The organism is Ectopseudomonas composti, assembly GCF_900115475.1.
Classification (GTDB): domain Bacteria; phylum Pseudomonadota; class Gammaproteobacteria; order Pseudomonadales; family Pseudomonadaceae; genus Aquipseudomonas; species Aquipseudomonas composti.
Map to the genome: position 1 here is coordinate 1 of NZ_FOWP01000007.1, position 21,113 is coordinate 21,113.

Annotated in this window: 21 protein-coding genes and 1 pseudogene; 13 read left to right on the forward strand and 9 right to left on the reverse strand. The window is 64.2% G+C overall.

All coding sequences use genetic code 11. From position 1 onward, the window contains the following. Positions 1-258 (forward strand): annotated as a pseudogene (locus BM059_RS25400) (IS481 family transposase); the annotation flags it as partial. 183 nt (positions 259-441) lie between these two features. Here BM059_RS25400 and rpoH read toward each other — a convergent pair. From rpoH to ftsY, 4 genes are all read right to left on the reverse strand, one after another. After that, positions 442-1,296 (reverse strand): RNA polymerase sigma factor RpoH, encoded by an 855-nt coding sequence (gene rpoH, locus BM059_RS14050; RefSeq protein WP_037005340.1) that lies wholly within the window; start codon positions 1,294-1,296, stop codon positions 442-444. Positions 1,297-1,439: 143 nt separating this feature from the next. Then, positions 1,440-2,456, reverse strand: coding sequence for a permease-like cell division protein FtsX (gene ftsX, locus BM059_RS14055; protein WP_074939384.1), 1,017 nt, complete (start codon positions 2,454-2,456; stop codon positions 1,440-1,442). Then, the gene (gene ftsE, locus BM059_RS14060; RefSeq protein WP_037005342.1) at positions 2,456-3,124 is read right to left on the reverse strand and encodes a cell division ATP-binding protein FtsE; all 669 of its coding nucleotides are present in this window, start codon (positions 3,122-3,124) and stop codon (positions 2,456-2,458) included. The genes ftsX and ftsE overlap by 1 nt, the downstream gene beginning before the upstream one ends. Continuing rightward, complete coding sequence (gene ftsY, locus BM059_RS14065) at positions 3,121-4,455, reverse strand: signal recognition particle-docking protein FtsY (protein ID WP_074939386.1); 1,335 nt, start codon at positions 4,453-4,455, stop codon at positions 3,121-3,123. The genes ftsE and ftsY overlap by 4 nt, the downstream gene beginning before the upstream one ends. Positions 4,456-4,597: 142 nt before the next feature. Here ftsY and BM059_RS14070 point away from each other — a divergent pair, with 142 nt between their 5' ends. From BM059_RS14070 to BM059_RS14090, 5 genes are all read left to right on the forward strand, one after another. Next, entirely contained in the window at positions 4,598-5,971 is a 1,374-nt protein-coding gene (locus tag BM059_RS14070) for a M16 family metallopeptidase (protein ID WP_074939387.1), read from the forward strand. Then, positions 5,961-7,421, forward strand: coding sequence for a M16 family metallopeptidase (locus BM059_RS14075; RefSeq protein WP_074939389.1), 1,461 nt, complete (start codon positions 5,961-5,963; stop codon positions 7,419-7,421). The genes BM059_RS14070 and BM059_RS14075 overlap by 11 nt, the downstream gene beginning before the upstream one ends. After that, complete coding sequence (rsmD, locus tag BM059_RS14080; protein WP_074939391.1) at positions 7,421-8,023, forward strand: 16S rRNA (guanine(966)-N(2))-methyltransferase RsmD; 603 nt, start codon at positions 7,421-7,423, stop codon at positions 8,021-8,023. Before BM059_RS14075 ends, rsmD begins: the two co-directional genes overlap by 1 nt. After that, a complete protein-coding gene (locus tag BM059_RS14085) occupies positions 8,020-8,238 on the forward strand; it encodes a hypothetical protein (protein WP_037005348.1) in 219 nt (72 codons plus the stop codon). Before rsmD ends, BM059_RS14085 begins: the two co-directional genes overlap by 4 nt. Before the next feature lie 63 nt (positions 8,239-8,301). After that, positions 8,302-9,285, forward strand: coding sequence for a hydrolase (locus BM059_RS14090; RefSeq protein WP_074939393.1), 984 nt, complete (start codon positions 8,302-8,304; stop codon positions 9,283-9,285). Positions 9,286-9,359: 74 nt separating this feature from the next. Here the strand turns inward: BM059_RS14090 and BM059_RS14095 are convergent, their stop codons facing one another. Next, the gene (locus BM059_RS14095) at positions 9,360-10,019 is read right to left on the reverse strand and encodes a TetR/AcrR family transcriptional regulator (RefSeq protein WP_074939395.1); all 660 of its coding nucleotides are present in this window, start codon (positions 10,017-10,019) and stop codon (positions 9,360-9,362) included. A 215-nt stretch (positions 10,020-10,234) separates the two neighbouring features. On the opposite strand from BM059_RS14095, the gene BM059_RS14100 reads away from it, so the two are divergent. From BM059_RS14100 to ggt, 7 genes are all read left to right on the forward strand, one after another. Continuing rightward, positions 10,235-11,665 (forward strand): coniferyl aldehyde dehydrogenase, encoded by a 1,431-nt coding sequence (locus tag BM059_RS14100; RefSeq protein WP_074939397.1) that lies wholly within the window; start codon positions 10,235-10,237, stop codon positions 11,663-11,665. Positions 11,666-11,710: 45 nt separating this feature from the next. Next, complete coding sequence (locus BM059_RS14105; RefSeq protein ID WP_074939399.1) at positions 11,711-12,256, forward strand: twin-arginine translocation pathway signal protein; 546 nt, start codon at positions 11,711-11,713, stop codon at positions 12,254-12,256. Between the two features lie 146 nt (positions 12,257-12,402). Further along, entirely contained in the window at positions 12,403-13,995 is a 1,593-nt protein-coding gene (locus tag BM059_RS14110) for a GMC family oxidoreductase (RefSeq protein WP_074939401.1), read from the forward strand. 1 nt (position 13,996) lies between these two features. Beyond that, the gene (locus BM059_RS14115; protein ID WP_074939403.1) at positions 13,997-14,368 is read left to right on the forward strand and encodes a phosphopantetheine adenylyltransferase; all 372 of its coding nucleotides are present in this window, start codon (positions 13,997-13,999) and stop codon (positions 14,366-14,368) included. A gap of 77 nt (positions 14,369-14,445) precedes the next feature. After that, positions 14,446-14,928, forward strand: a complete 483-nt coding sequence (coaD, locus tag BM059_RS14120) for a pantetheine-phosphate adenylyltransferase (RefSeq protein WP_037005362.1) — start codon at positions 14,446-14,448, stop codon at positions 14,926-14,928. A gap of 222 nt (positions 14,929-15,150) precedes the next feature. Further along, positions 15,151-15,402 carry a YfhL family 4Fe-4S dicluster ferredoxin gene (locus BM059_RS14125; protein ID WP_037005364.1) on the forward strand — a complete coding sequence of 84 codons (252 nt, stop codon included), beginning with the start codon at positions 15,151-15,153 and terminating at the stop codon, positions 15,400-15,402. A gap of 108 nt (positions 15,403-15,510) precedes the next feature. Beyond that, complete coding sequence (gene ggt / locus BM059_RS14130) at positions 15,511-17,193, forward strand: gamma-glutamyltransferase (protein ID WP_074939405.1); 1,683 nt, start codon at positions 15,511-15,513, stop codon at positions 17,191-17,193. Between the two features lie 5 nt (positions 17,194-17,198). On the opposite strand, the gene BM059_RS14135 is transcribed toward ggt, so the two are convergent. The 4 genes from BM059_RS14135 to mutM all read right to left on the reverse strand — a co-directional run bounded on the left by BM059_RS14135 (position 17,199) and on the right by mutM (position 21,038). Continuing rightward, the gene (locus BM059_RS14135) at positions 17,199-19,034 is read right to left on the reverse strand and encodes a Na/Pi cotransporter family protein (RefSeq protein WP_074939407.1); all 1,836 of its coding nucleotides are present in this window, start codon (positions 19,032-19,034) and stop codon (positions 17,199-17,201) included. A 92-nt stretch (positions 19,035-19,126) separates the two neighbouring features. After that, positions 19,127-19,465: a hypothetical protein gene (locus tag BM059_RS14140; protein ID WP_037005370.1), complete on the reverse strand. Its 339-nt coding sequence runs from the start codon at positions 19,463-19,465 to the stop codon at positions 19,127-19,129. A 76-nt stretch (positions 19,466-19,541) separates the two neighbouring features. Further along, positions 19,542-20,120 carry a lysophospholipid acyltransferase family protein gene (locus BM059_RS14145; protein WP_074939408.1) on the reverse strand — a complete coding sequence of 193 codons (579 nt, stop codon included), beginning with the start codon at positions 20,118-20,120 and terminating at the stop codon, positions 19,542-19,544. A gap of 105 nt (positions 20,121-20,225) precedes the next feature. Then, positions 20,226-21,038: a bifunctional DNA-formamidopyrimidine glycosylase/DNA-(apurinic or apyrimidinic site) lyase gene (gene mutM, locus BM059_RS14150; RefSeq protein WP_074939410.1), complete on the reverse strand. Its 813-nt coding sequence runs from the start codon at positions 21,036-21,038 to the stop codon at positions 20,226-20,228. Positions 21,039-21,113 lie beyond the last annotated feature (75 nt).

Sequence of the window (21,113 nt, forward strand, 5' to 3'; positions counted from 1 at the left end):
CCGCCCATAGAACGCTATCGGCCCAGCCCACGTAGCTACCCGGAACAACTGCCAACAATCGAGTACGAGCCGGGAGACCACGTGGTGAAGGTACGTCGGACCGGGCAGGTGTATTTCAAAGGGCTCAACGTCTTCGTCAGCGGAGGTTTATACGGGGAAAGGGTCGCCATCCGCCCCACCGCCGAAGATGACGTCTACGATGTGGTTTTCATCCGCAAAACGCTGCGTCAGATAGACCTGAGGCAACGGGCAACATGATCATCAACCTGTTACCCATGTCCCCCGACAGGTGTTTACCATGTCCCCCGGCTGAACACCATGCACACCACCGGCAATCCGCATGAACAGGCAGTGCGCATGGCGCACCCTACGGGGCTGGCGGCCCTACTCCACAGGCACAAAAAAGCCGCACCTGGGTGCGGCTTTTTCTTCTGCGGCGAATCAGGCGGCGATGCAGCCCTTGAGCTTGTTCATCGCGTTCTTCTCGAGCTGACGAATACGCTCGGCAGACACGTTGTACTTGGCGGCCAGATCGTGCAGCGTCGCCTTCTCCTCGGCCAACCAGCGCTGGTGGAGGATATCGCGACTGCGCTCGTCCAGGCTTTCCAGCGCTTCGTGCAGGTTGCTGCTGGAACTGTCGCTCCAGTCGGCATCCTCGAGCTGACGAGCCGGGTCGTAACGATGGTCTTCCAGGTAATGCGCAGGCGACTGGAAGGCGCTGTCGTCGTCGGCATCGGCTGCCGGGTCGAAGGCCATGTCCTGGCCAGTCAAGCGACTTTCCATCTCGCGCACTTCGTGCGGTTCGACGCCCAGGCTGGCAGCCACGGCGGTCACTTCGTCGTTGTTCAGCCAGGCCAGACGCTTCTTCTGGCTGCGCAGGTTGAAGAACAGTTTGCGCTGCGCCTTGGTGGTGGCCACTTTGACGATGCGCCAGTTCTTCAGGATGAACTCGTGGATTTCCGCACGAATCCAGTGCACGGCGAAGGACACCAGACGCACACCCATTTCCGGGTTGAAGCGCTTGACTGCCTTCATCAGGCCAACGTTGCCTTCTTGGATCAGGTCGGCCTGGGCCAGACCATAGCCGGAGTAGCTACGGGCGATATGCACCACGAAACGCAGGTGAGCCAGCACCATCTGGCGGGCGGCCTCGAGGTCCTGCTGGTAGTAGAGATTTTCGGCCAGTTCACGCTCCTGCTCGGGAGTCAGCAGCGGGATGCTGTTGACCGCATGCACGTATGCTTCCAGGTTGGCGCCTGGAACCAGAGCATGAACAGGTTGCAAGGAAGTGGACATTCGAATCCTCCGATTCACAAAACTCGTGCAGTGTAGCACTGCGCTATCTGATGCAGAGCCTGTGGATAAGTTCCTGCCCAGATAGTCAATATCAACCAAAACAATAATGCGTCAGCTGGCGTTCAGCCTCGCTGACCAACGCCTCAGCGGGGCGCCAGTTCATTGAGATGACGCGCCACCGCCAGCCAGGCGCCAATATAGCCCAACAGCACGGCGCCGAGCAGCAGCGAAAAACCGTCGGAAGAAGGTACGCCACCTAACGCGAAATCGCTACCGTAAAGGCCGGCCAAACGTACTACAGCATCGTTCAGCCAATCCAGTCCGAAGGCCAGCAGCAGCCAGGCGAAAATGCCCGCACCGAAGCCGTACAACGCGCCCATATAAAGGAAGGGACGACGCACGTAGCCATCGGTTCCGCCCACCAGCTTGATCACCTCGATCTCGGCGCGACGGTTCTCGATGTGCAGGCGGATGGTGTTGCCGATCACCAGCAGCAGCGCCAGGATCAGCAACAGGCTGAGGCCGAAGACGAAGCGGTCACCCAGCTTGAGGATCGCGGTCAGACGCTCGACCCAGACCAGATCGAGCTGTGCCTGCTCCACCTTGGGCAGCTCCGCCAGACGCTGACGCAGGGCTTCAAGCTTGACCTTGTCGACTTCCTTGGGCGTCACCAGGACCACGCCCGGCAGCGGGTTTTCCGGCAATTCCTTCAGCGCCTGGCCGAGGCCGGACAGCTGCTGGAACTCTTCCAGCGCCTGCTCGCGGCTGATCCACTCGGCGTCAGCTACGTCATCCATCGCCGCGATCTGCTCGCGCAGCGCCTGGCCGTCACGCTCGCCGGCGGACATGTCGAGGAACAGGGAAATCTGCGCCGCACGCTGCCAGGAGCCACCGAGCTTCTCGACGTTGTCCAGCAGCAGCGACAGGCCCATGGGCAGGCTTAGCGCCACGGCCATCACCAAGCAGGTGAAGAAGCTGCCGACGGGCTGCCGCGCCAGACGGCGCAGGCTGTCGACCAAACTGGCGCGATGGCTTTCCAGCCAGGCGTTGAGCAGGGTACGAAAATCCGGCTCGTCCGCAGGGCCGTCGACCACTTTGTTGCGCGGCGCCGCGCCAACCCGTTCGGCCGGTTGCGGCGTGGGCATCTTCGATGCGCTCATCAGGCAGCCTCCCCATCACCGATCAGGCGGCCACGTTGCAGAGTGAGCATGCGCTGGCGCATGCGCGCGATCAGCGCCAGATCGTGGCTGGCGATCAGCACCGTGGTGCCCAACTGGTTGATGTCTTCGAACACGCCCATGATCTCGGCAGCCAGGCGCGGATCGAGGTTACCGGTGGGCTCGTCCGCCAGCAGCAGGGCCGGCCGGTGGACGATGGCGCGGGCGATGCCGACGCGCTGTTGCTGGCCGGTGGACAGGTCGCCAGGCGACTGCGCCGCCTTGTCGCTGAGGCTGACCCGCTCCAGTGCGGCGCCAACCCGTTTGGCGATCTCCGGCTTGGACAGGCCAAGGATCTGCAGCGGCAGCGCGACGTTGTCGAATACTGTGCGGTCGAACAGCAGTTGGTGATTCTGGAACACCACGCCGATCTGCCGGCGCAGGAAAGGAATCTGCGCATTGGTGATGGTCGACAGGTCCTGCCCGGCCAGCAGCAACTTGCCGCTGGTGGGCCGCTCCATCGCCAGCAGCAGGCGCAGCAGCGTGCTCTTGCCGGCACCGGAGTGACCGGTGACGAAGAGGAATTCGCCGGGGCGAACGCGGAAACTCAGCTCGTGCAGCCCGACATGGCCATTGGGGTAACGCTTGGCGACCTGCTCGAATCGGATCATGCCCGCTCGCGCTCCTCGAAGAGTGCCTGAACGAAAGCCTGCGCCTCGAACGGCCGCAGGTCATCGATTCCTTCACCCACGCCGATATAGCGAATCGGCAGGCCGAACTGCTTGGCCAGGGCGAAGATGACGCCGCCCTTGGCGGTGCCGTCGAGTTTGGTCAGCGCCAAACCGGTGAGGTTCACCGTCTGATCGAATTGCTTAGCCTGGCTGATCGCGTTCTGGCCAGTGCCAGCGTCGAGCACCAGCAGCACTTCGTGCGGCGCGGTATCGTCCAGCTTGCCGATCACCCGACGGACCTTTTTCAGCTCTTCCATCAGGTTGTCTTTGGTGTGCAGGCGCCCGGCGGTGTCAGCGATCAGCACGTCGATGCCGCGTGACTTGGCGGCCTGCACCGCATCGAAGATCACCGAGGCCGAATCGGCGCCGGTGTGCTGGGCGATCACTGCGATGTTGTTGCGCTCGCCCCAGACCTGCAGCTGCTCAACGGCAGCGGCGCGGAAGGTGTCACCCGCGGCGAGCATGACCTTCTTGCCTTCGAGCTGCAGCTTCTTGGCCAGCTTGCCGATGGTGGTGGTCTTGCCCACGCCGTTCACGCCCACGACGAGAATCACGTAAGGCTGCTTGGCGGCATCGATGACCAACGGCTGCTCGACCGGCTTGAGCAGGGTGACCAGCTCTTCCTGCAGCGCCTTGTACAGCGCACCGCTGTCGGCCAGCTCCTTGCGCGCCACGCGCTTGGTCAGGTTGCCGATGATCGCGGTGGTCGCCTCGACGCCGACGTCGGCGGTCAGCAGGCGGGTTTCCAGATCGTCGAGCAGGTCGTCGTCGATAGCCTTCTTGCCGAGGAACAGGCTGGCCATGCCCTCGCCCAGGCTGGCGCTGGTCTTGGACAGCCCCTGCTTGAGGCGGGCGAAGAAACCGGGCCGCTCCTGGGTGGCAGGCACGTCGACCGGAGCCGGCTGCGTCACCAGCGGCGCGGGCGCAACCTCGGCGCTGGGTTCAGGTACTACAACCGGCGGTTCGGCGGCAACCGGGCTGGCCACCAGCGGCGCTTCGACGACAGGCTCAGGCTGGACCGGCTGCACGGGAGCCGCCACGTCAGGCCCGACGGTCGATACGCTCGCCGGAGCCTGCTCGGACACAGGCGGCTCGGCAGGTACCTGAGCGGCCTCAGGCTGCTCGACAGGCGCAGGCAGAGCCGGCTCGGCAGCCGTCTCTGCGGGCTTCTTGCGCCACCAGTTGAACAGGGATTTCTTTTCTTCGGTCACAGGCGGGGTCTGCGCGCCAGCCTCGGCCGGCGACTTCTTGTCGTCATTGGAACCAAACATGGGTCGCTTGCATCTCAAGGGAGCGTTCGCTTATGGGCTGCAAAGCCTTGCCGCGCCGCCCCGGAAAAGGATGGGGTATCCTAGCACCTCTTCGCCCGCCGGCGGTACGACCGCCCAGGCTATCCGACAGGTCAGACTTTCGATGAATGCCATTGCCCGCCGCTCCCTCGGCCTGCTGTTCGGCGCACTCTGCGTGCCACTTGCGGCCTTCGCTTCTCCCGCTCAACCCACCCACGAATTCAAACTGGACAACGGCCTCAAGGTCATCGTCCGCGAGGATCACCGTGCCCCCGTGGTGGTGTCCCAGCTCTGGTACAAGGTCGGCTCCAGTTACGAGACGCCCGGTTCCACCGGTCTGTCCCACGCACTGGAACACATGATGTTCAAGGGCAGCCGAAAATTCGGCCCCGGCGAAGCCTCACGCATCCTGCGTGAGCTGGGCGCCGAGGAAAATGCCTTCACCAGCGACGACTACACCGCCTACTACCAGGTACTGGCCAGTGACCGCCTGGGCGTCGCCCTGGAGCTGGAAGCCGACCGCCTCGCCAGTCTGACGCTGCCGGCCGACGAGTTCAGCAAGGAAATCGAGGTAATCAAGGAAGAGCGCCGTCTGCGCACCGACGACCGTCCGTCCTCGCTGGCCTATGAACGCTTCAAGGCCATGGCCTACCCGGCCAGCGGCTACAACATTCCCACCATCGGCTGGATGGCCGACCTTGAGCGCATGCACATCGATGAACTGCGCGCCTGGTACAAGAAGTGGTACGCGCCGAATAACGCCACCCTGGTGGTGGTCGGCGACGTGACCGTGGACGAGGTCAAGACCCAGGTACAACGCTACTTCGGCGACATCCCGAGCCGCGAGGTGCCGACCGCCAAGCTGCCGCTGGAGCTGGCCGCACCGGGCGAGCGGCGCATCACGCTGCACCTCAAGACCCAGTTGCCGAGCCTGATCATGGGCTTCAACGTGCCGGGCCTGGCCACCGCCGAAACACCGCGCCAGGTCTACGCCCTGCGTCTGGCCGCGGCCCTGCTCGACGGCGGCTACAGCGCACGCCTGTCCACCCGCCTGGAGCGTGGCGAAGAGCTCGTTTCCGGCGCCAGCGCCTGGTACAACGCCTTCAGCCGCGGCGACAGCCTGTTCATTCTCTCGGCCACGCCCAACGTGCAGAAGGGCAAGACCCTGGAGCAGGCCGAGGCCGGCCTCTGGCGCGAGCTGGAGGAACTGAAGAAGGCTCCGCCGTCTGCTGCCGAACTGGCACGCGTACGCGCCCAGGTCATCGCCGGCCTGGTATTCGAACGCGACTCGATCACCAGCCAGGCCACCAGCATCGGCCAACTGGAAACCGTCGGCCTGTCCTGGAAACTGACCGATCAGGAACTGAACGAACTGCAAGCCGTGACCCCAGCCGACATCCAGCAAGCTGCTCGCACCTTCTTCGTTCGCGACCGACTGAGCGTCGCCCACGTACTGCCCGAAGAGTCCCGTCATGAGGAGTCCCGCCATGAAGACTGAGCACCGCCGCCTGGGCCTGCTCGGCCTGGTCCTGTCCAGCGCACTGCTGCTGGGCGCCTGCGCCAACCTCACTGACAAGGCCCCGACGGGCGATGCCGCCAAGCTGCGGTCACTGGCTGCGCTCGACGGCAAGGCACCGACCCGCCGTACCCTGGAGATCCAGACTTGGAACACCGCGCAAGGCGCCAAGGTGCTGTTCGTCGAAGCCCACGAGCTGCCGATGTTCGACCTGCGCCTGACCTTCGCCGCCGGCAGCAGCCAGGACGACGGCGTGCCGGGCCTGGCCACCCTGACCAACGCCATGCTCAACGAGGGCGTGCCGGGCAAGGACGTTGGCGCCATCGCCGCCGGCTTCGAGGGCCTCGGCGCCGAATTCGGCAACGGTGCCTACCGCGACATGGCCGTGGCCAGCCTGCGCAGCCTCAGCGCCCAGGAGCAGCGCGAGCCAGCACTGGCGCTGTTCGCCGAGGTGCTGGGCAAGCCCACCTTCCCCGCCGACTCGCTGGCGCGGATCAAGAACCAACTGCTCGCCGGCTTCGAATTCCAGAAGCAGAACCCGGGCAAGCTGGCCAGCCTGGAGCTGTTCGAGCGCCTGTACGGCCAGCACCCCTACGCCCACCCGAGTGACGGCAGCGTGCAGTCGATCCCGGCCATCAGCCGCCAACAGCTGCAGGCTTTCCATGCGCGCGCTTACAGCGCCGGCAACGCGGTGATCGCTCTGGTGGGTGACCTGTCGCGCGCCGAGGCCGAGGCCATCGCCAACCGCGTTTCCGCCGCTCTACCGAAAGGCCCGGCACTGGCGAAGATCGCCCAGCCGCAAACGCCGAAACCCGGTGCCAGCCATATCGAATACCCGTCCAACCAGACCCACCTGATGCTCGCCCAGCTCGGCATCGACCGCAACGACCCGGACTATGCCGCGCTGTACCTGGGCAACCAGATCTTCGGTGGTGGCGGTTTCGGCACGCGCCTGATGAGCGAAGTGCGTGAGAAGCGTGGCCTGACCTACGGTGTTTACTCCGGTTTCAGCGCCATGCAGGCCCGCGGCCCGTTCATGATCAACCTGCAGACCCGCGCCGAGCTAAGCGAAGGCACCCTGGCACTGGTCAAACAGCTGCTGGCTGACTACCTGCGCGATGGCCCGACCCAGCAGGAGCTGGACAACGCCAAACGCGAGCTGGCCGGTAGTTTCCCGCTGTCGACCGCGAGCAATGCCGATATCGTCGGCCAGTTGGCATCGATGGGCTTCTATGACCTGCCGCTGAGCTACCTGGACGACTTCATGCGTGATGTGCAGAACCTCACCACCGAACAGGTGAAAGCAGCAATGGCCAAGCACCTCGCCCCCGAGGCGCTGGTGGTGGTCACCGCCGGTCCGACGGTGGCGCAGAAGGAACTGCCACCGCCCACCGACCGCCCGGCCGAGCTGCCCAGCACGGTGCCACATTGATGCGCGGTCGCACCCCACAGAAAGACGCCGCAGGCAAAGCCCACGGCGGCCAGGGCCAACTGCGCATCATCGGCGGGCAGTGGCGCTCGCGACGCTTCGCCTTCCCTGACGGACCGGGCCTGCGCCCAACCCCGGACCGGGTACGCGAGACGCTGTTCAACTGGCTGGCGCCCTATGTCGAGGGCGCCCACGTACTCGACCCCTTCGCCGGCAGCGGCGCACTGCTGCTCGAAGCGCTGTCGCGCGGCGCTGCCAGCGGCCTGGCCTGTGACCTCAACCCGGCGTCGGTAAGCGCGCTGCGCGATCACCTGGCGACCCTGCAATGCAACGAGGGCGAGATTCAGCTCGGCGATGCTCTGCAACTGCTGGCCCGCCCGGCACCGCGGCGCTTCGATATCGCTCTGCTCGACCCGCCCTTCCACAAGGACCTGCTGCAGAACGCCTGCAACCTGCTGGAAACGCAGGGCTGGCTGAGCGACGACGCCTGGGTCTATACCGAAAGCGAAACCGCGCCCTCGACCCTAGGCCTGCCCGGCAACTGGCGCCTACATCGCGAGAAGCACACCGGCCAGGTGCACTACGCGCTGTGGCAGCGTGGATGAAGGACTTCATCTACGCCCACCTGCCCTACCTGCTGCTGATCGTATTGGCGCTGCCGGTGCTGCTCAGCCAGCAGGAAATTGCACTCAACCTGCAACGCGCGATACCGCACAATCCCAATGTCGGTATCGTCATCGGGCTCACCAATCAGCGTATTGTCGCCCTGCTGGTATTGGCCTGGTGCGCTTGGCGCATACTGCGCAAGCGTCGACGCTGAAGCGCGTGGCCTGGCACCGCCTGCGACCAATCCAGGCCACTTAACTCACCGACCAGAATACCCATGACCACGCCCTTCAAACCCGCCTGGTGGCTCCCCGGCCCGCATCTGCAGACGTTGTGGAATCCTTTCTGCCGCAAACCGCCGCAGCTTGAACGACAGCGCGAGCGACTGTGGTTGGAAGATGGTGATTTTCTCGATCTCGACTGGTATGGCCCGCACGATGCCCATGCACCGCTGGTGTTGGTGCTGCATGGCCTGACAGGTAGTTCCAGCTCACTCTACGTGCTCGGTCTGCAGCAGAAACTGGCCGCACGTGGCTGGGCCAGCGCAGCGCTGAACTGGCGCGGCTGCTCGGGCGAACCCAATCTGCTGCCGCGCGGCTATCACTCCGGCGCCAGCGAGGATCTGGCATCGGCTGTCGCCCACCTGCGCACACAAAGGCCGATGGCACCGCTGTACGCCGTCGGCTATTCGCTGGGCGGCAACGTGCTGCTCAAGTACCTGGGCGAAAGCGGCGAGCAGAGCCAGCTGCAGGCAGCGGTGGCGGTGTCGGTGCCGTTCCGTCTGGATCAGTGTGCCGACCGCATCGGCCTGGGTTTCTCGCGGGTGTATCAGGCGCATTTCATGCGCGAGATGGTCGCCTACGTGAGCAACAAGCAGCGCCTGTTCACCGAACAGGGCCAGAGCGAGCGCCTGTCGGTGCTGGAGCGTTTGGGCCCGCTGGACGGCATGCGCACCTTCTGGGACTTCGACGGCCGGATCACCGCGCCGCTGCACGGCTTCGCCGATGCCCACGACAATTACCGCCGGGCGTCCAGCCGTTTCTACCTGGGTGAAGTCCGCACACGCACGCTGATCATCCAGGCCGAGGACGATCCTTTCATCTTCCGCCATAGCCTGCCCGAAGCCAGCGAGCTGGCGCCGGGTACCGAGTTCGAACTGCACGCCAAGGGCGGCCATGTCGGTTTTGTCGAGGGCAGCCTGCGTCGCCCGATGTATTACCTGGAGCGGCGTATTCCGCAGTGGCTGACGAGCCTCGGATAATCGCGGCTGAAGCCGCTCCTACGCGGGCCACAAGAAGCGTAGCCCGGATGAAATCCGGGGCAATGCCAGATCAATCACCCCAACACCTGCTCCAGCGGCACATGCAGCCGGCCATACAGCGCCTCGACCGCCTCGCGCGCGGCAGGCGCCAGATAACCTCCCTCCAGCGCCAACACCTGATAGATACCGCGACGCAGCATGTCCTGGCTGAGGTTGTCCGGGTTGGCCCCGGTGGTGCAGAGAAAGCGCACCCAGGAGGTCATGATGATCCAGCTGTTGAGCGTCAACGCCTCGATCTGCGCCGGGTTCATCAGCAAGATGCCGGCTTCGACGAATCCCTGGTAGATCGACTGAGCGCCCACCAGGCAGCGCCGGGCGAAGGCACGGTAGCGCTCGGCCAGGTCGGTGTCGGAATCCAGCAGGTGCTCCAGGTCGCGATGCAGGAAGCGGTAATGCCACATCGCTGCCAGCAGTGCCTCCAGGTAGAAGGTCTTGTCCTCCACCGTTAGCGCGCGACCTTCAGGCAGGCGCAGGAAGCTGTCGACCTGCACTTCGTACTGGGCGAACAGCTCGGCGATGATCACCTGCTTGTTACGGAAGTGGTAATACAGATTGCCCGGCGACATGCCCAGGTGCGCGGCGATGTGATTGGTGGTGACGTTGCGCTCGCCCTGGCTGTTGAACAGGGCCAGGCTCTCGGCAACGATGCGGTCGCGGGTCTTGGGTGGCGCCATGACGCAGCTCGATCTCGACTTCAAAAGTGGCAAAGGTACAGGCGAAACAGCCGAAGTGTTACCCCCAGATGCACCGCGCAGGCCCTGCCAGGCCTTTGGTTAGGGTGCAGCGAGGACGGCGACGCGGCATCCTATTTGACACATTAGAGTAATTGCTCTAAAAATCCAGCACAGTCATTCCCATGCAGCCCGCTGGAACGTCGAGGAGAAACCCAATGGTCGCCGACATCGCCTACCTGCAGCACAGCCAACAGCAAATCAACCAGCTGGATGGCACCTTCGCCCTGCAGCGTGCGGCCTTTGCCGCCAACCCGATGCCGTCGGCCGAACAACGCATCCAGTGGCTGAAATCCCTGAGCGAGCTGCTGGCCCAGCAGCAGGACGCACTGGTGGCGGCGATCTGCGAAGACTTCAGCAACCGCTCGGCCGACGAAACCCTGCTCGCCGAGCTGATGCCCAGCCTGCATGGCATCCACTACGCAACCAAACGCATCAAGAAATGGATGAAACCGTCGCGGCGTAGCGTCGGCATGCAGTTCATGCCCGCTTCGGCCAAGGTCATCTATCAACCGCTGGGCGTGGTCGGCATCATCGTGCCGTGGAACTACCCACTGTTTCTCGCCATCGGCCCGCTGACCGGCGCACTGGCCGCCGGCAACCGGGTGATGATCAAGATGAGCGAGTCCACCCCGGCGACCTCGCAACTGGTCAAGGACCTGCTGGCGCGCATCTTTCCCGAGGATCTGGTCAGCGTCGCCCTGGGCGAGGCGGAAGTCGGCATGGCCTTCTCCAAGCTGCCGTTCGACCACCTGCTGTTCACCGGCGCCACCAGCATCGGCAAGCATGTGATGCGCGCCGCCGCCGAGAACCTGACCCCGGTGACCCTGGAGCTGGGCGGCAAGTCACCGGCCATCGTTTCCGCCGATGTGCCACTGGCGGACGCTGCCGAGCGCATCGCCTTCGGCAAGACCCTTAACGCCGGGCAGACCTGCGTGGCGCCGGACTACGTGCTGGTGCCGCGTGATCGTATCGACGGTTTCGTCAGCGCCTACCGCGAGGTGGTGCAGCGCTTCTACCCAGCGCTCAAGGACAACCCGGACTACACCGCGATCATCAACGAGCGCCAACTGGCACGCCTCAACGGCTACCTGCAGGACGCCGAGGCCAAGGGCGCGCGCATCGTCGCGCTCTACCCCGAGGCGCAGGGCCGACGCCTGCCACAGAGCCTGATACTGGACGTCAACGACGACATGAAGTTGATGCAGGACGAGATCTTCGGCCCTCTGCTGCCGGTGGTGCCTTACGACCGTATCGAAGATGCCTTCGCCTACGTCAACGCGCGGCCACGCCCGCTGGCGCTGTACTACTTCGGCTACGACAAGCGCGAGCAGCAGCGTGTGCTGCATGAAACCCACTCCGGCGGCGTGTGCCTGAACGACACCCTGCTGCACGTGGCCCAGGACGACATGCCGTTCGGCGGCGTCGGCCCCTCCGGCATGGGCCATTACCACGGCCATGAAGGCTTCCTGACCTTCAGCAAGGCCAAGGGCGTGTTCATCAAGCAGCGCTTCAACGCCGCGCGGCTGATCTATCCGCCGTATGGCAAGTCGATCCAGAAGCTGGTCTACAAGTTGTTCGTACGCTGATCAACGCGGGCAGCGCCCGCCCGCATACGCCTGGTGATAACAACAATGAACGACACCACTCTCCACGCGCCGCAACTGTCGCGGCGCAGCCTGCTCAAGGTCGGCCTGATGGGCACGGCGCTGCTCGGCACCGCCGGGCTGACCGCAACGCTTAGCGGCTGCTCGGCCAGCACGCCGGCCAATGGTTACCTGATTCTGCGCAGCAGCGACCTGCCGTTTCTGCGCGCACTGATCCCGGTGATGCTCGAAGGCGCCGTCAGCGCCGAGCAGATGCCACAGGCCATCAACGGCACCCTCAAGAGTCTCGACACCAGCCTGGCGCACCTGTCGCCGGAAATGCTCAAGCTCACCGTGCAGCTGTTCGATGTGCTGGCCCTGCCCATCACCCGTGGCCCGCTGACCGGGGTCTGGGGCAGTTGGGACAAGGCCAGCGGCGATGACGTGCGGCAGTTCCTCAAGCGCTGGCAGAACAGCAGCCTGAGCTTGCTGCGCATGGGCCACGCATCGCTGCTGCAGCTGGTGATGATGGCCTGGTACAGCCGCCAGGAAGCCTGGGCGCATTGCGGCTATCCGGGGCCGCCCACCGTCTGAAGACCTGTCGCGGGTCCCGTAGGGTGCGCCGTGCGCACCACAAAGCGGGGTTGAGCCTCGGTGCGCGCGGCGCACCCTACTCGCTTCAGCCAAACACCACGCAAGCAAAATCGCCAGCGTCGCTCACAACGACAAGAGAGCCTGAAATGCCTGTACCCGATCTATTCAAGCAAGGCCTGGCCAAGGGCTGGAAGACATACGACGGCTCACGCCTGGAAAACGACCTGACCCTGGAAGCCGACGTCGCCATCGTTGGCAGCGGTGCCGGCGGTGGCACCACAGCGGAAATCCTTAGCGCGGCGGGTTACAAGGTACTGCTGATCGAGGAAGGCCCACTGAAGACCAGCGATGACTTCAAGATGCAGGAGGCCGAGGCCTACCCCAACCTCTATCAGGAAGGCATCGGCCGCATGAGCAAGGATGGCGCCATCACCATCTTGCAGGGCCGTGCCGTGGGCGGCACCACGCTGATCAACTGGACCAGCAGCTTCCGTACGCCGCCACAAACTCTGGCGCACTGGGCCAAGACCCATGGCGTACAGGGCCACGACGTGGCGTCCATGGCGCCCTGGTTCGAGAAGATGGAGCAACGTCTGGGCGTCGCCCCTTGGGTGGTGCCGCCAAATGCCAACAACGAGGTGATCCGCACCGGCTGCGACAAGCTCGGCTATCACTGGGCGGTGATTCCACGCAACGTGCGCGGCTGCTGGAACCTCGGCTACTGCGGCATGGGCTGCCCGACCAACGCCAAGCAATCGATGCTGGTGACTACCATCCCTGCGACTCTGAATGCTGGCGGCGAGCTGCTCTACCTGGCCCGCGCCGACAAGCTGGTGATCGAGGGAGACCAAGTCGTCGGCATCGATTGCCTGGGCATGGACGAGCGCTGCGTAGCGCCCAACGGCAAGCGCATCCGGGTCAAGGCACGGCATTACGTGCTGGCCGGCGGCGGCATCAACACGCCCGGCATCCTGCTGCGCTCAGAGGTGCCCGACCCGCACAAGCGCGTCGGCCGGCGCACCTACCTGCACCTGGTGAACTTCTCCGCGGCGCAGTTCGAGCAGGTGATCAACCCCTTCTACGGTGCGCCGCAGTCGCTCTACTCCGATCACTTCCAATGGGACGACGGCACCACCGGGCGGCTCTCCTACAAACTGGAAGTGCCGCCGCTGCAACCGGCGCTGACCGCCACCCTGCTCGGCGAGTTCGGTCGCGAGAATGCCCTGCGCATGGAGCAGTTGCCGCACACCAACGTCATGCTCGCCCTGCTGCGCGATGGTTTCCATCCGGACAGCGCCGAAGGCCGTGTGGAACTGCGCGGCGATGGCAGCCCGGTGCTCGACTACCAGATGACCGGCTACACCTGGGACGGCGTGCGCCGCGCCTTCCTGACCATGGCCGAAATCCAGTTCGCGGCCGGGGCCAAGGCGGTGTTGCCGACCCATGCCGATGCCCGCTTCGTCAGTACCTGGCGCGAAGCCAAGGAAATGATCGAGAACCTCGACCTGGCCCTGTACCGCACTCGCCTGGGCAGCGCTCATGTGATGGGTGGCTGCGCCATGGGCGAAGACCCACAGCAGGCGGTGGTCGACAGCCTGGGCCGGTATCATCAGCTCGGCAACCTGTCGATTCACGATGGTTCGCTGTTCCCCACCAGCATCGGCGCCAACCCGCAGCTGTCGATCTACGGGCTGACCTCGAAACTCGCCACCTTGCTGGCCGAACGCCTGAGGGCCTGAGATGAGCAGGCTGATCGGCTTTCTGTTGCTGGTGGCAGGCGTCATCCACCTGCTGCCAATGGTCGGCGTGCTTGGCGGTGAACGCCTCAATGCGCTGTATGGCCTGGCCCTGGACGAACCCAACCTGCAGATCCTGATGCGCCACCGCGCGGTGCTGTTTGGCCTGCTGGGCACCCTGCTGGTGGCCGCAGCGTTCGTCCCCACGCTACGCAGCGCAGCCCTGATCGGCGGGCTGATCAGCGTCATTGCCTTTCTCCTGCTGGCATGGAGCGCGCCCGTCTACAACGAGGCTTTGCGCCGCGTGGTCAGCGCCGACTGGATCGCCCTCGCCTGCCTGGTGCCCGCACTGCTGCTGCACCTGCGCAGCAACTGAGTTTTCGTCGCGCTTGGCCGCAAGGGAAACGCTGCGCTACCATCCGCGACTCTTGCCGCCTCGAACAGGACGAAGCGATGAATCGAGTGTTGTACCCGGGTACCTTCGACCCCATCACCAAAGGCCATGGCGATCTGGTCGAACGCGCCTCGCGGCTGTTCGATCACGTCATCATCGCCGTCGCCGCCAGCCCCAAGAAGAACCCGCTGTTCCCGCTGGAACAACGCGTCGAGCTGGCCCGCGAGGTGACCAAGCATCTGCCCAACGTCGAAGTGGTGGGTTTCTCCTCGCTGCTCGCGCACTTCGTCAAGGAACAGAACGCCAACGTGTTCCTGCGCGGCCTGCGTGCGGTATCGGACTTCGAGTATGAATTCCAGCTGGCCAACATGAACCGTCAGCTGGCGCCGGACGTCGAGAGCCTGTTCCTCACCCCGTCGGAGAAGTATTCCTTCATTTCCTCGACGCTGGTGCGCGAGATCGCGGCCCTGGGTGGCGACATCACCAAGTTCGTGCACCCAGCCGTCGCTGATGCGCTGAACGAGCGCTTCCGCAAGCGCTGAAAGCCGGCCGTTCACGGCCGGCTGATGACCCTCTCCCATTCATGGGAGAGGGTGCCCGCAGGGCGGGAGAGGGTAAAAGCGGCGCCACGATTCCCTACCCTCGTCCATAAACGAGAGCGCCTGACTGGCCGGGCTAATGGCACAAGACGCACCAATCCGGCACAATTCGCAGCATCGTTGTCCGTAGAGTGTCGAAGCCAGCGCCTCGACAGGAGTTGCCCCATGTCCCTGATCATCACCGACGATTGCATCAACTGCGACGTCTGCGAACCCGAGTGCCCCAACGGCGCCATTTCCCAGGGTGAGGAGATCTACGTGATCGACCCCAACCTGTGCACCGAATGCGTCGGCCACTACGATGAGCCGCAATGCCAGCAGGTGTGTCCGGTGGACTGCATCCCGCTCGACGAGAACAATGTCGAGAGCAAGGATGAACTGATGGACAAATACCGCATCATCACCGGCAAGGCCTGATCCCCCGGGAGGCCGCTTGCCTCCCATTTCATCCGCGCCCGTTCTGCCCTTCGTCTGAGCAAGGCTGTTAAGCTTCAAGCCTCCTTCAGCCGCCCCTCGGTAGATCGCATGTTGCGCAAACTCCTGCTATCGACCCTGCTGCTCAGCGCCAGCCTGCTGGCCCAGGCCGCCCCGCAGCAGCCCGCCATTGCCACCGCTCACCCTGCCGCCAGCGCTGCAGCGCAGCAGATGCTCGATGCCGGCGGCAATGCCTTCGATGCTGCCATCGCCGCCAGCGCCGCCCTGGCAGTGGTCGAGCCCTATGGTTCGGGCCTGGGTGGTGGTGGTTTCTTCCTGCTACGCAGCGCAGGCGACACGCCGGGCTACGACTTCCTCGATGCCCGTGAACGCGCCCCGCTGGAGGCTAAGCCGAATCTCTATGTGCGCGATGGCCAGGTACAGCGCGAGCTATCGCTCAATGGCGCACTGGCCGCAGCTATTCCGGGGCTGCCGGCTGCGCTGGTCGAACTGACCGAACACCACGGCCGCCTGCCACTGAAGACCAGTCTGGCACCGGCAATCCGCCTGGCCAATGAAGGCTTCGCAGTCGATCGCATCTACCGTGAACGCGCGACCTGGCGCCTGGCAGCGCTGCGTGACGATGCCGAGAGCGCCAAGCTGTTCCTCGACCAGGGTGAAATCCCCGCCGAAGGCCATCTGCTGCGCCAACCCGATCTCGCCGCCACCCTGCAGGCGCTGGCCGAGCATGGTCGCGAGGGCTTCTACAGCGGCGCGATGGCCGAGCGCCTGGTCACGGGAGTGCGCCACGCCGGTGGTATCTGGACGCTGGACGATCTGCGTGAATACCGCATCGCCCGACGCGAACCGCTGCGCTTCGCCCTCGAAGACGGCCGCGAACTGATCAGCGCGCCGCCACCCTCGGCCGGTGGCGTGGCACTGGCGCAGAGCCTGGCCATGCTCGAACAGCTGCCATGGCGCGATGCCGAACCGGTACAACGCGTGCACTATGTGGTCGAGGCGCTGCGCCGCGCTTACCGAGATCGCGGCCTGCTGGGCGACCCGGACTTCATCAAGAACCCCATGGAGCAACTGCTCTCACCAGGGCATATCGCGGTACTCGCCGGCAGCATCGAGCCTGAGCAGGCCACGCCCAGCTCCAGCCTGCCACCTGCCGGCACCTGGCATGAAGGCGATCACACCACTCACTTCGCCGTACTCGATGCCGAGGGCAATGCGGTCGCTGCCACGCTGTCGATCAACCTGCCGTTCGGCGCCGCATTCACCGTGCCTGGTACCGGCGTACTGCTCAATGACGAGATGGACGACTTCGCCGCCGACGTGCAGGGCGCCAATGCCTATGGCCTGGCCGGCAGCCAGGCCAACGTGATCGCCGGCGGCAAACGTCCGCTGTCCTCCATGAGCCCGAGCTTCATCGAAAGCAGCGACGAATTCGCCGCCTTCGGCACCCCTGGCGGCAGCCGCATTCCGAGCATGGTGCTGCTGTCAATGCTCGAGTACCTGGACGACAAGCCCATCGAGCGCTGGCCGGCAGTGGCGCGCTACCACCACCAGTTCCTGCCCGACGTGATCGAGCATGAACCGGACACCTTCAGCGATGAACAGATCGCCGAGCTGCAGCAACGCGGCTATGAACTCAAGCGCCTGGATCGGCAGTACGGCAACCAGCAGGTGCTGTTCTGGGACAAGGTCAGCGGTGAGGTGAAGGCGGCGAGCGATCCGCGCGGGCTCGGCAGCACAGTCCCAGAAACAAAGAGCGAAAGCGCGGAATGATCGAATCAGGAGAACCTGATCAGGCTCTCCTGTTCGTCACCGAACTTGCGCAGTTCACGGAACAAGGCCTGCTCGCTGCCCAGCATCAGCACGTTGCGCAGGCTCTGGAAGATGCGGCTGACATAACCCAGGTCATTCATCAGTGAGCTGGTCTGCAGGCCATCGAGATGGCCGTAACGCACCTCGGCGAACAGCCGTTGGCGGAACTGCGCATCGAAGCTCGCCGCCTGCTCGTCGAGCCAGCGCAGGCGCGATTGCCACATCTCGTCCGGCATGTCAGAGCGCGCCAACTCGCGGACCTCATGCAAGGTGGCGAGCAGATGACGGCGTAGTTCCACATAAGCCTCACGCACCGCCGACGGTGGCGCATCGAGGTAATGGCCGAGGTTCTTCTGCAGGTGCTTGGCATCCTTGACCGCATCCACCAGTTGCAGCGCCGCCAACTGGCAGCTGATCCAGAACTGCTGATGCGCTTCGTCCATGGGCAGCTCCATACGCCCCATGAAACTCAGCAGGTCGCCATACACGCCCTTGATGTGAAACTGATACAGGTGCTCGGCATCGAAGCCGCCTTGAGCAGGTTTGGCCTGTAGCAGCTGCTCGTCCACCCGAGCGCGTGCCAACTGATCCACCGGCAGATAGAGCGCATGGCAGATCACCTCCAGGCTCAAGCGGCCCAGGTGTCCCAGCTCCTGCACCACCGCGCCGGACGCCGCATCGACCGAATCCAGGGCACGCTCGTTCAGATAACGGGCACGGGTACGCTCGGGCTCGGCCACCCGCTCGGACGCCAGCTCGGTAATCAATACCTGCGGCTCGACTCGCTCCGGCAGCCAACGAATCAGGTACTGCGCCAGGCGCCCCTGCAGCGGCCAGAACAGCGCCACACCCATGGCATTGAACAGGGTGTGGAACATCGCCAGCTGAATCAGGCTGTTCTCGCCAAGGCCCAACGGCTCGGCCAAGACATGCACCAGCCAGGTCAGCGGACCGAGCAGACAGAACGCGATAACACCGGTGGTGATGTTGAACAGCACATGTGCCAGCGCCAGACGCTGGCCGTTACGGTTACCGCCGAGCGAGCCGACGAAAGCGGTGGTCACGCTGCTGCCGATATTCGAGCCAATGGCGATGGCCAGGCTTTGCCCCAGCTCCAGCTGACCACTGGCCAATGCCGCCAAGGTCAGCATCAGCGTGGCGTGGCTCGATTGCAGCACCACGGTAATAGCCATGCCGATGGCGGTGAACAGCAGCGCCCCGCGCAGTCCGCCTTCCTGCAGGCCGGTCATGTCCAGACCATCGCCGAAACTGGCGAAGCCTTCCTTGATCTGGTCGATGCCGAGAAAGATGAAAGCGATACCCAGCACGATGCGCCCGGCCGCCTTGCTCCTGGGCCCGAAGAAGCCGGCCAGCACGCCGAACACCAGCAGCGGCAGGGCCAGTGGACTGAGGCTGAGATTCTGCCCGGCCAGCGCCAGCAACCAGATGCCACTGGTGGCGCCCAGGTTGGCACCAAACAGAATGGCGATGCCGCCGGCCAACTGGATCAACCCGGTGCTGATGAAGGCGATGGTCAGCAGCGACACCAGGGTGCTGGACTGCAGCAACAAGGTGCCGCCGACGCCGAACAACAGGCTCTTGAAGGGCGTGGACGTGCTGCGCCCGAGTATCTGCTCCAGCTTGCTGCCCGCCAGCTGACGCAGACCCTCTTCCAGGCACTGCATGCCGAACAGGAAGATCGCCAGGCCGGCGCACAGTTGCAGCCAGCCCTGGCTGAACCAGAACGAGGCGATCAGCCCCGACACCACCAGCAACAACATCACCCAGCGCAGGTACTTCATCACCACCGTTTCTTCCTTTTCTCGGCGTTCAAACGCAAACGGCCTCTCGCCTCCGCGAGGAGACGAGAGGCCGCATCAAGCGGTGTAGCGGATCAGTCGCGCTTGTAGCCGCTGCTGGTGCAGCCCAGGCAACGGACGAAGGCTTCTTTACCCGGCTCGACGACCAGAGACTGAGCAGCTTCACCGACGTTGCCACCCAATGCAGTGAACGGCAGGCTGACGATGAAGGCTGCAGCACCGATGGCAGTGGCGCCGATCAACAGCGGGCGAGCGATGACCAAATCACCGATCATTGCATAGCCCTTGGGCGCCTCGACGGTATAGAGCGGATCGCCGCTGGCGTTCTGCTGAACCACTTCCGCCTGCGCCGATAGCGCCAGCAGGCCAGAGGTCAGCGCCAGGACAGCAGCGGAAGTGCGGAACGCTTTCATGGATCGATCCTTCAAATTATTCGGGAAAGTGCCAGTAACTATAACAGCGCATTGATAATTGTCAGCGTGACGGACGTCAATCGCCGTGAAAGGCATATTCCGGCTTTTTCGGTACATAAGGACGGAAGAACGCCAGCATCGCGGCCAGATCGGCCTTCTCGTCCCCCGTTGGCTGAAAGGTCGGGCCGATCACCACACGCCGGTTCTGGTAGTCCAGCGCCCCCAGTACGATGGGCACGCCCGCGCCAAGGGCGATATGGTAGAAGCCCATCTTCCAGCGCTCGACCTTCTTGCGCGTGCCCTCGGGCGAGAGCACCAGAATGAATTCATCATGCTCGCGAAAGGCCTGTATGGCCTGTTCGACGGTATTGAGCTGGCGGTCACGGCGAATCGCGATGCCGCCCCAGGCGCGCATCAGGCCACCGAAGGGCCAGCGGAAGATGCTGTGCTTGCCGAACCAACGGGCATTCAGGCGCAGCACGAACTTCAGTGCGATGAAGATCACGAAATCCCAGTTGGAGGTGTGGTGAGCGCCGATGGCGACAAACTTGTCGAGCTTCGGCAACTGCCCCTCGATACGCCAGCCCATGAGCTTCAGCACGCTACGCCCCAGCCATTCGGCGGCCGGATTGCGCGGTAAATAGTTACCGGACATCTAACACCTTCGGTTTTTCTTGTTTTTATGCCGTAGAGCCGGTGAAACCCACCATTGCGTCCCGGCGGGTTGTACCCGCCCTACGGGTCGTCCGTCAGCAGCCTTTCAACGCTGGCACTTGGTACAGTACACACTCGCGCGCTGACCCAGTTTGAACTCGCGCAGGGTGCTGCCACAGACCTTGCAGAATTCGCCGCCGCGCCCGTAGGCGAACAGTTCCTGCTGGAAGTAACCAGGCTGGCCGTCACCACCGACGAAATCGCGCAGCGTGGTACCGCCACGCTCGATGGCATGGGCGAGGATGCGTTTGATCTCTTCGGCCAGGCGCAGGTAACGCGTCCGCGAGATGGCGCCAGCCTCGCGGCGCGGATCGATGCCGGCGGCGAACAGTGCTTCGGTGGCGTAGATATTGCCGACGCCGACGACCACGGCGTTATCCATGATGAAGGGTTTCACCGCCATGCTGCGCCCGCGCGACAGCTGGAACAGCCGCTCACCGTCGAACAGCCCGCCCAGTGGCTCCGGCCCGAGCTTGCTGAGCAGTACGTGAGTCAGCGGGTCTTCACTCCACAGCAGCGCGCCGAAACGCCGAGGGTCGGTGTAACGCAAGGCGAGCCCCGACTCCAGCTCGATATCCACATGCTCGTGCTTGGCCGCTGGGAGACCACATTCAACCAGGCGTAGGCTGCCGGACATGCCCAGGTGACTGATCAGACTGCCGACTTCAGCCTTGATCAGCAGGTACTTGGCGCGCCGCTCGACGCACTCGATACGCTGACCGGACAGACGCACGTCCAGATCCTCGGGAATCGGCCAACGCAGACGGCGCTCACGCACGATCACACGACTGACACGCTGACCTTCAAGATAGGGGGCGATACCGCGGCGGGTAGTTTCGACTTCGGGCAATTCAGGCATGGCAATACGGCAGGATAACGACGGTGCGCCACCTTAGCAGGAGCGGCCCGCAAAGCGGTAGAGCGCGGCGCAAGC

Bases quoted from the DNA above. Each gene is read 5' to 3' on its own strand.
- BM059_RS14090 (WP_074939393.1), top strand. From the start codon at position 8,302: ATGACCACGCCCTTCAAACCCGCCTGGTGGCTCCCCGGCCCGCATCTG.
- ftsE (WP_037005342.1), bottom strand. From the start codon at position 3,124: ATGATCCGATTCGAGCAGGTCGCCAAGCGTTACCCCAATGGCCATGTC.
- BM059_RS14100 (WP_074939397.1), top strand. From the start codon at position 10,235: ATGGTCGCCGACATCGCCTACCTGCAGCACAGCCAACAGCAAATCAAC.
- ftsX (WP_074939384.1), bottom strand. From the start codon at position 2,456: ATGAGCGCATCGAAGATGCCCACGCCGCAACCGGCCGAACGGGTTGGC.
- BM059_RS14115 (WP_074939403.1), top strand. From the start codon at position 13,997: ATGAGCAGGCTGATCGGCTTTCTGTTGCTGGTGGCAGGCGTCATCCAC.
- rsmD (WP_074939391.1), top strand. From the start codon at position 7,421: ATGCGCGGTCGCACCCCACAGAAAGACGCCGCAGGCAAAGCCCACGGC.
- ftsY (WP_074939386.1), bottom strand. From the start codon at position 4,455: ATGTTTGGTTCCAATGACGACAAGAAGTCGCCGGCCGAGGCTGGCGCG.
- BM059_RS14070 (WP_074939387.1), top strand. From the start codon at position 4,598: ATGAATGCCATTGCCCGCCGCTCCCTCGGCCTGCTGTTCGGCGCACTC.
- BM059_RS14135 (WP_074939407.1), bottom strand. From the start codon at position 19,034: ATGAAGTACCTGCGCTGGGTGATGTTGTTGCTGGTGGTGTCGGGGCTG.
- ggt (WP_074939405.1), top strand. From the start codon at position 15,511: ATGTTGCGCAAACTCCTGCTATCGACCCTGCTGCTCAGCGCCAGCCTG.
- BM059_RS14095 (WP_074939395.1), bottom strand. From the start codon at position 10,019: ATGGCGCCACCCAAGACCCGCGACCGCATCGTTGCCGAGAGCCTGGCC.
- mutM (WP_074939410.1), bottom strand. From the start codon at position 21,038: ATGCCTGAATTGCCCGAAGTCGAAACTACCCGCCGCGGTATCGCCCCC.
- BM059_RS14075 (WP_074939389.1), top strand. From the start codon at position 5,961: ATGAAGACTGAGCACCGCCGCCTGGGCCTGCTCGGCCTGGTCCTGTCC.
- BM059_RS14125 (WP_037005364.1), top strand. From the start codon at position 15,151: ATGTCCCTGATCATCACCGACGATTGCATCAACTGCGACGTCTGCGAA.
- BM059_RS14085 (WP_037005348.1), top strand. From the start codon at position 8,020: ATGAAGGACTTCATCTACGCCCACCTGCCCTACCTGCTGCTGATCGTA.
- BM059_RS14140 (WP_037005370.1), bottom strand. From the start codon at position 19,465: ATGAAAGCGTTCCGCACTTCCGCTGCTGTCCTGGCGCTGACCTCTGGC.
- coaD (WP_037005362.1), top strand. From the start codon at position 14,446: ATGAATCGAGTGTTGTACCCGGGTACCTTCGACCCCATCACCAAAGGC.
- BM059_RS14145 (WP_074939408.1), bottom strand. From the start codon at position 20,120: ATGTCCGGTAACTATTTACCGCGCAATCCGGCCGCCGAATGGCTGGGG.
- BM059_RS14110 (WP_074939401.1), top strand. From the start codon at position 12,403: ATGCCTGTACCCGATCTATTCAAGCAAGGCCTGGCCAAGGGCTGGAAG.
- BM059_RS14105 (WP_074939399.1), top strand. From the start codon at position 11,711: ATGAACGACACCACTCTCCACGCGCCGCAACTGTCGCGGCGCAGCCTG.
- rpoH (WP_037005340.1), bottom strand. From the start codon at position 1,296: ATGTCCACTTCCTTGCAACCTGTTCATGCTCTGGTTCCAGGCGCCAAC.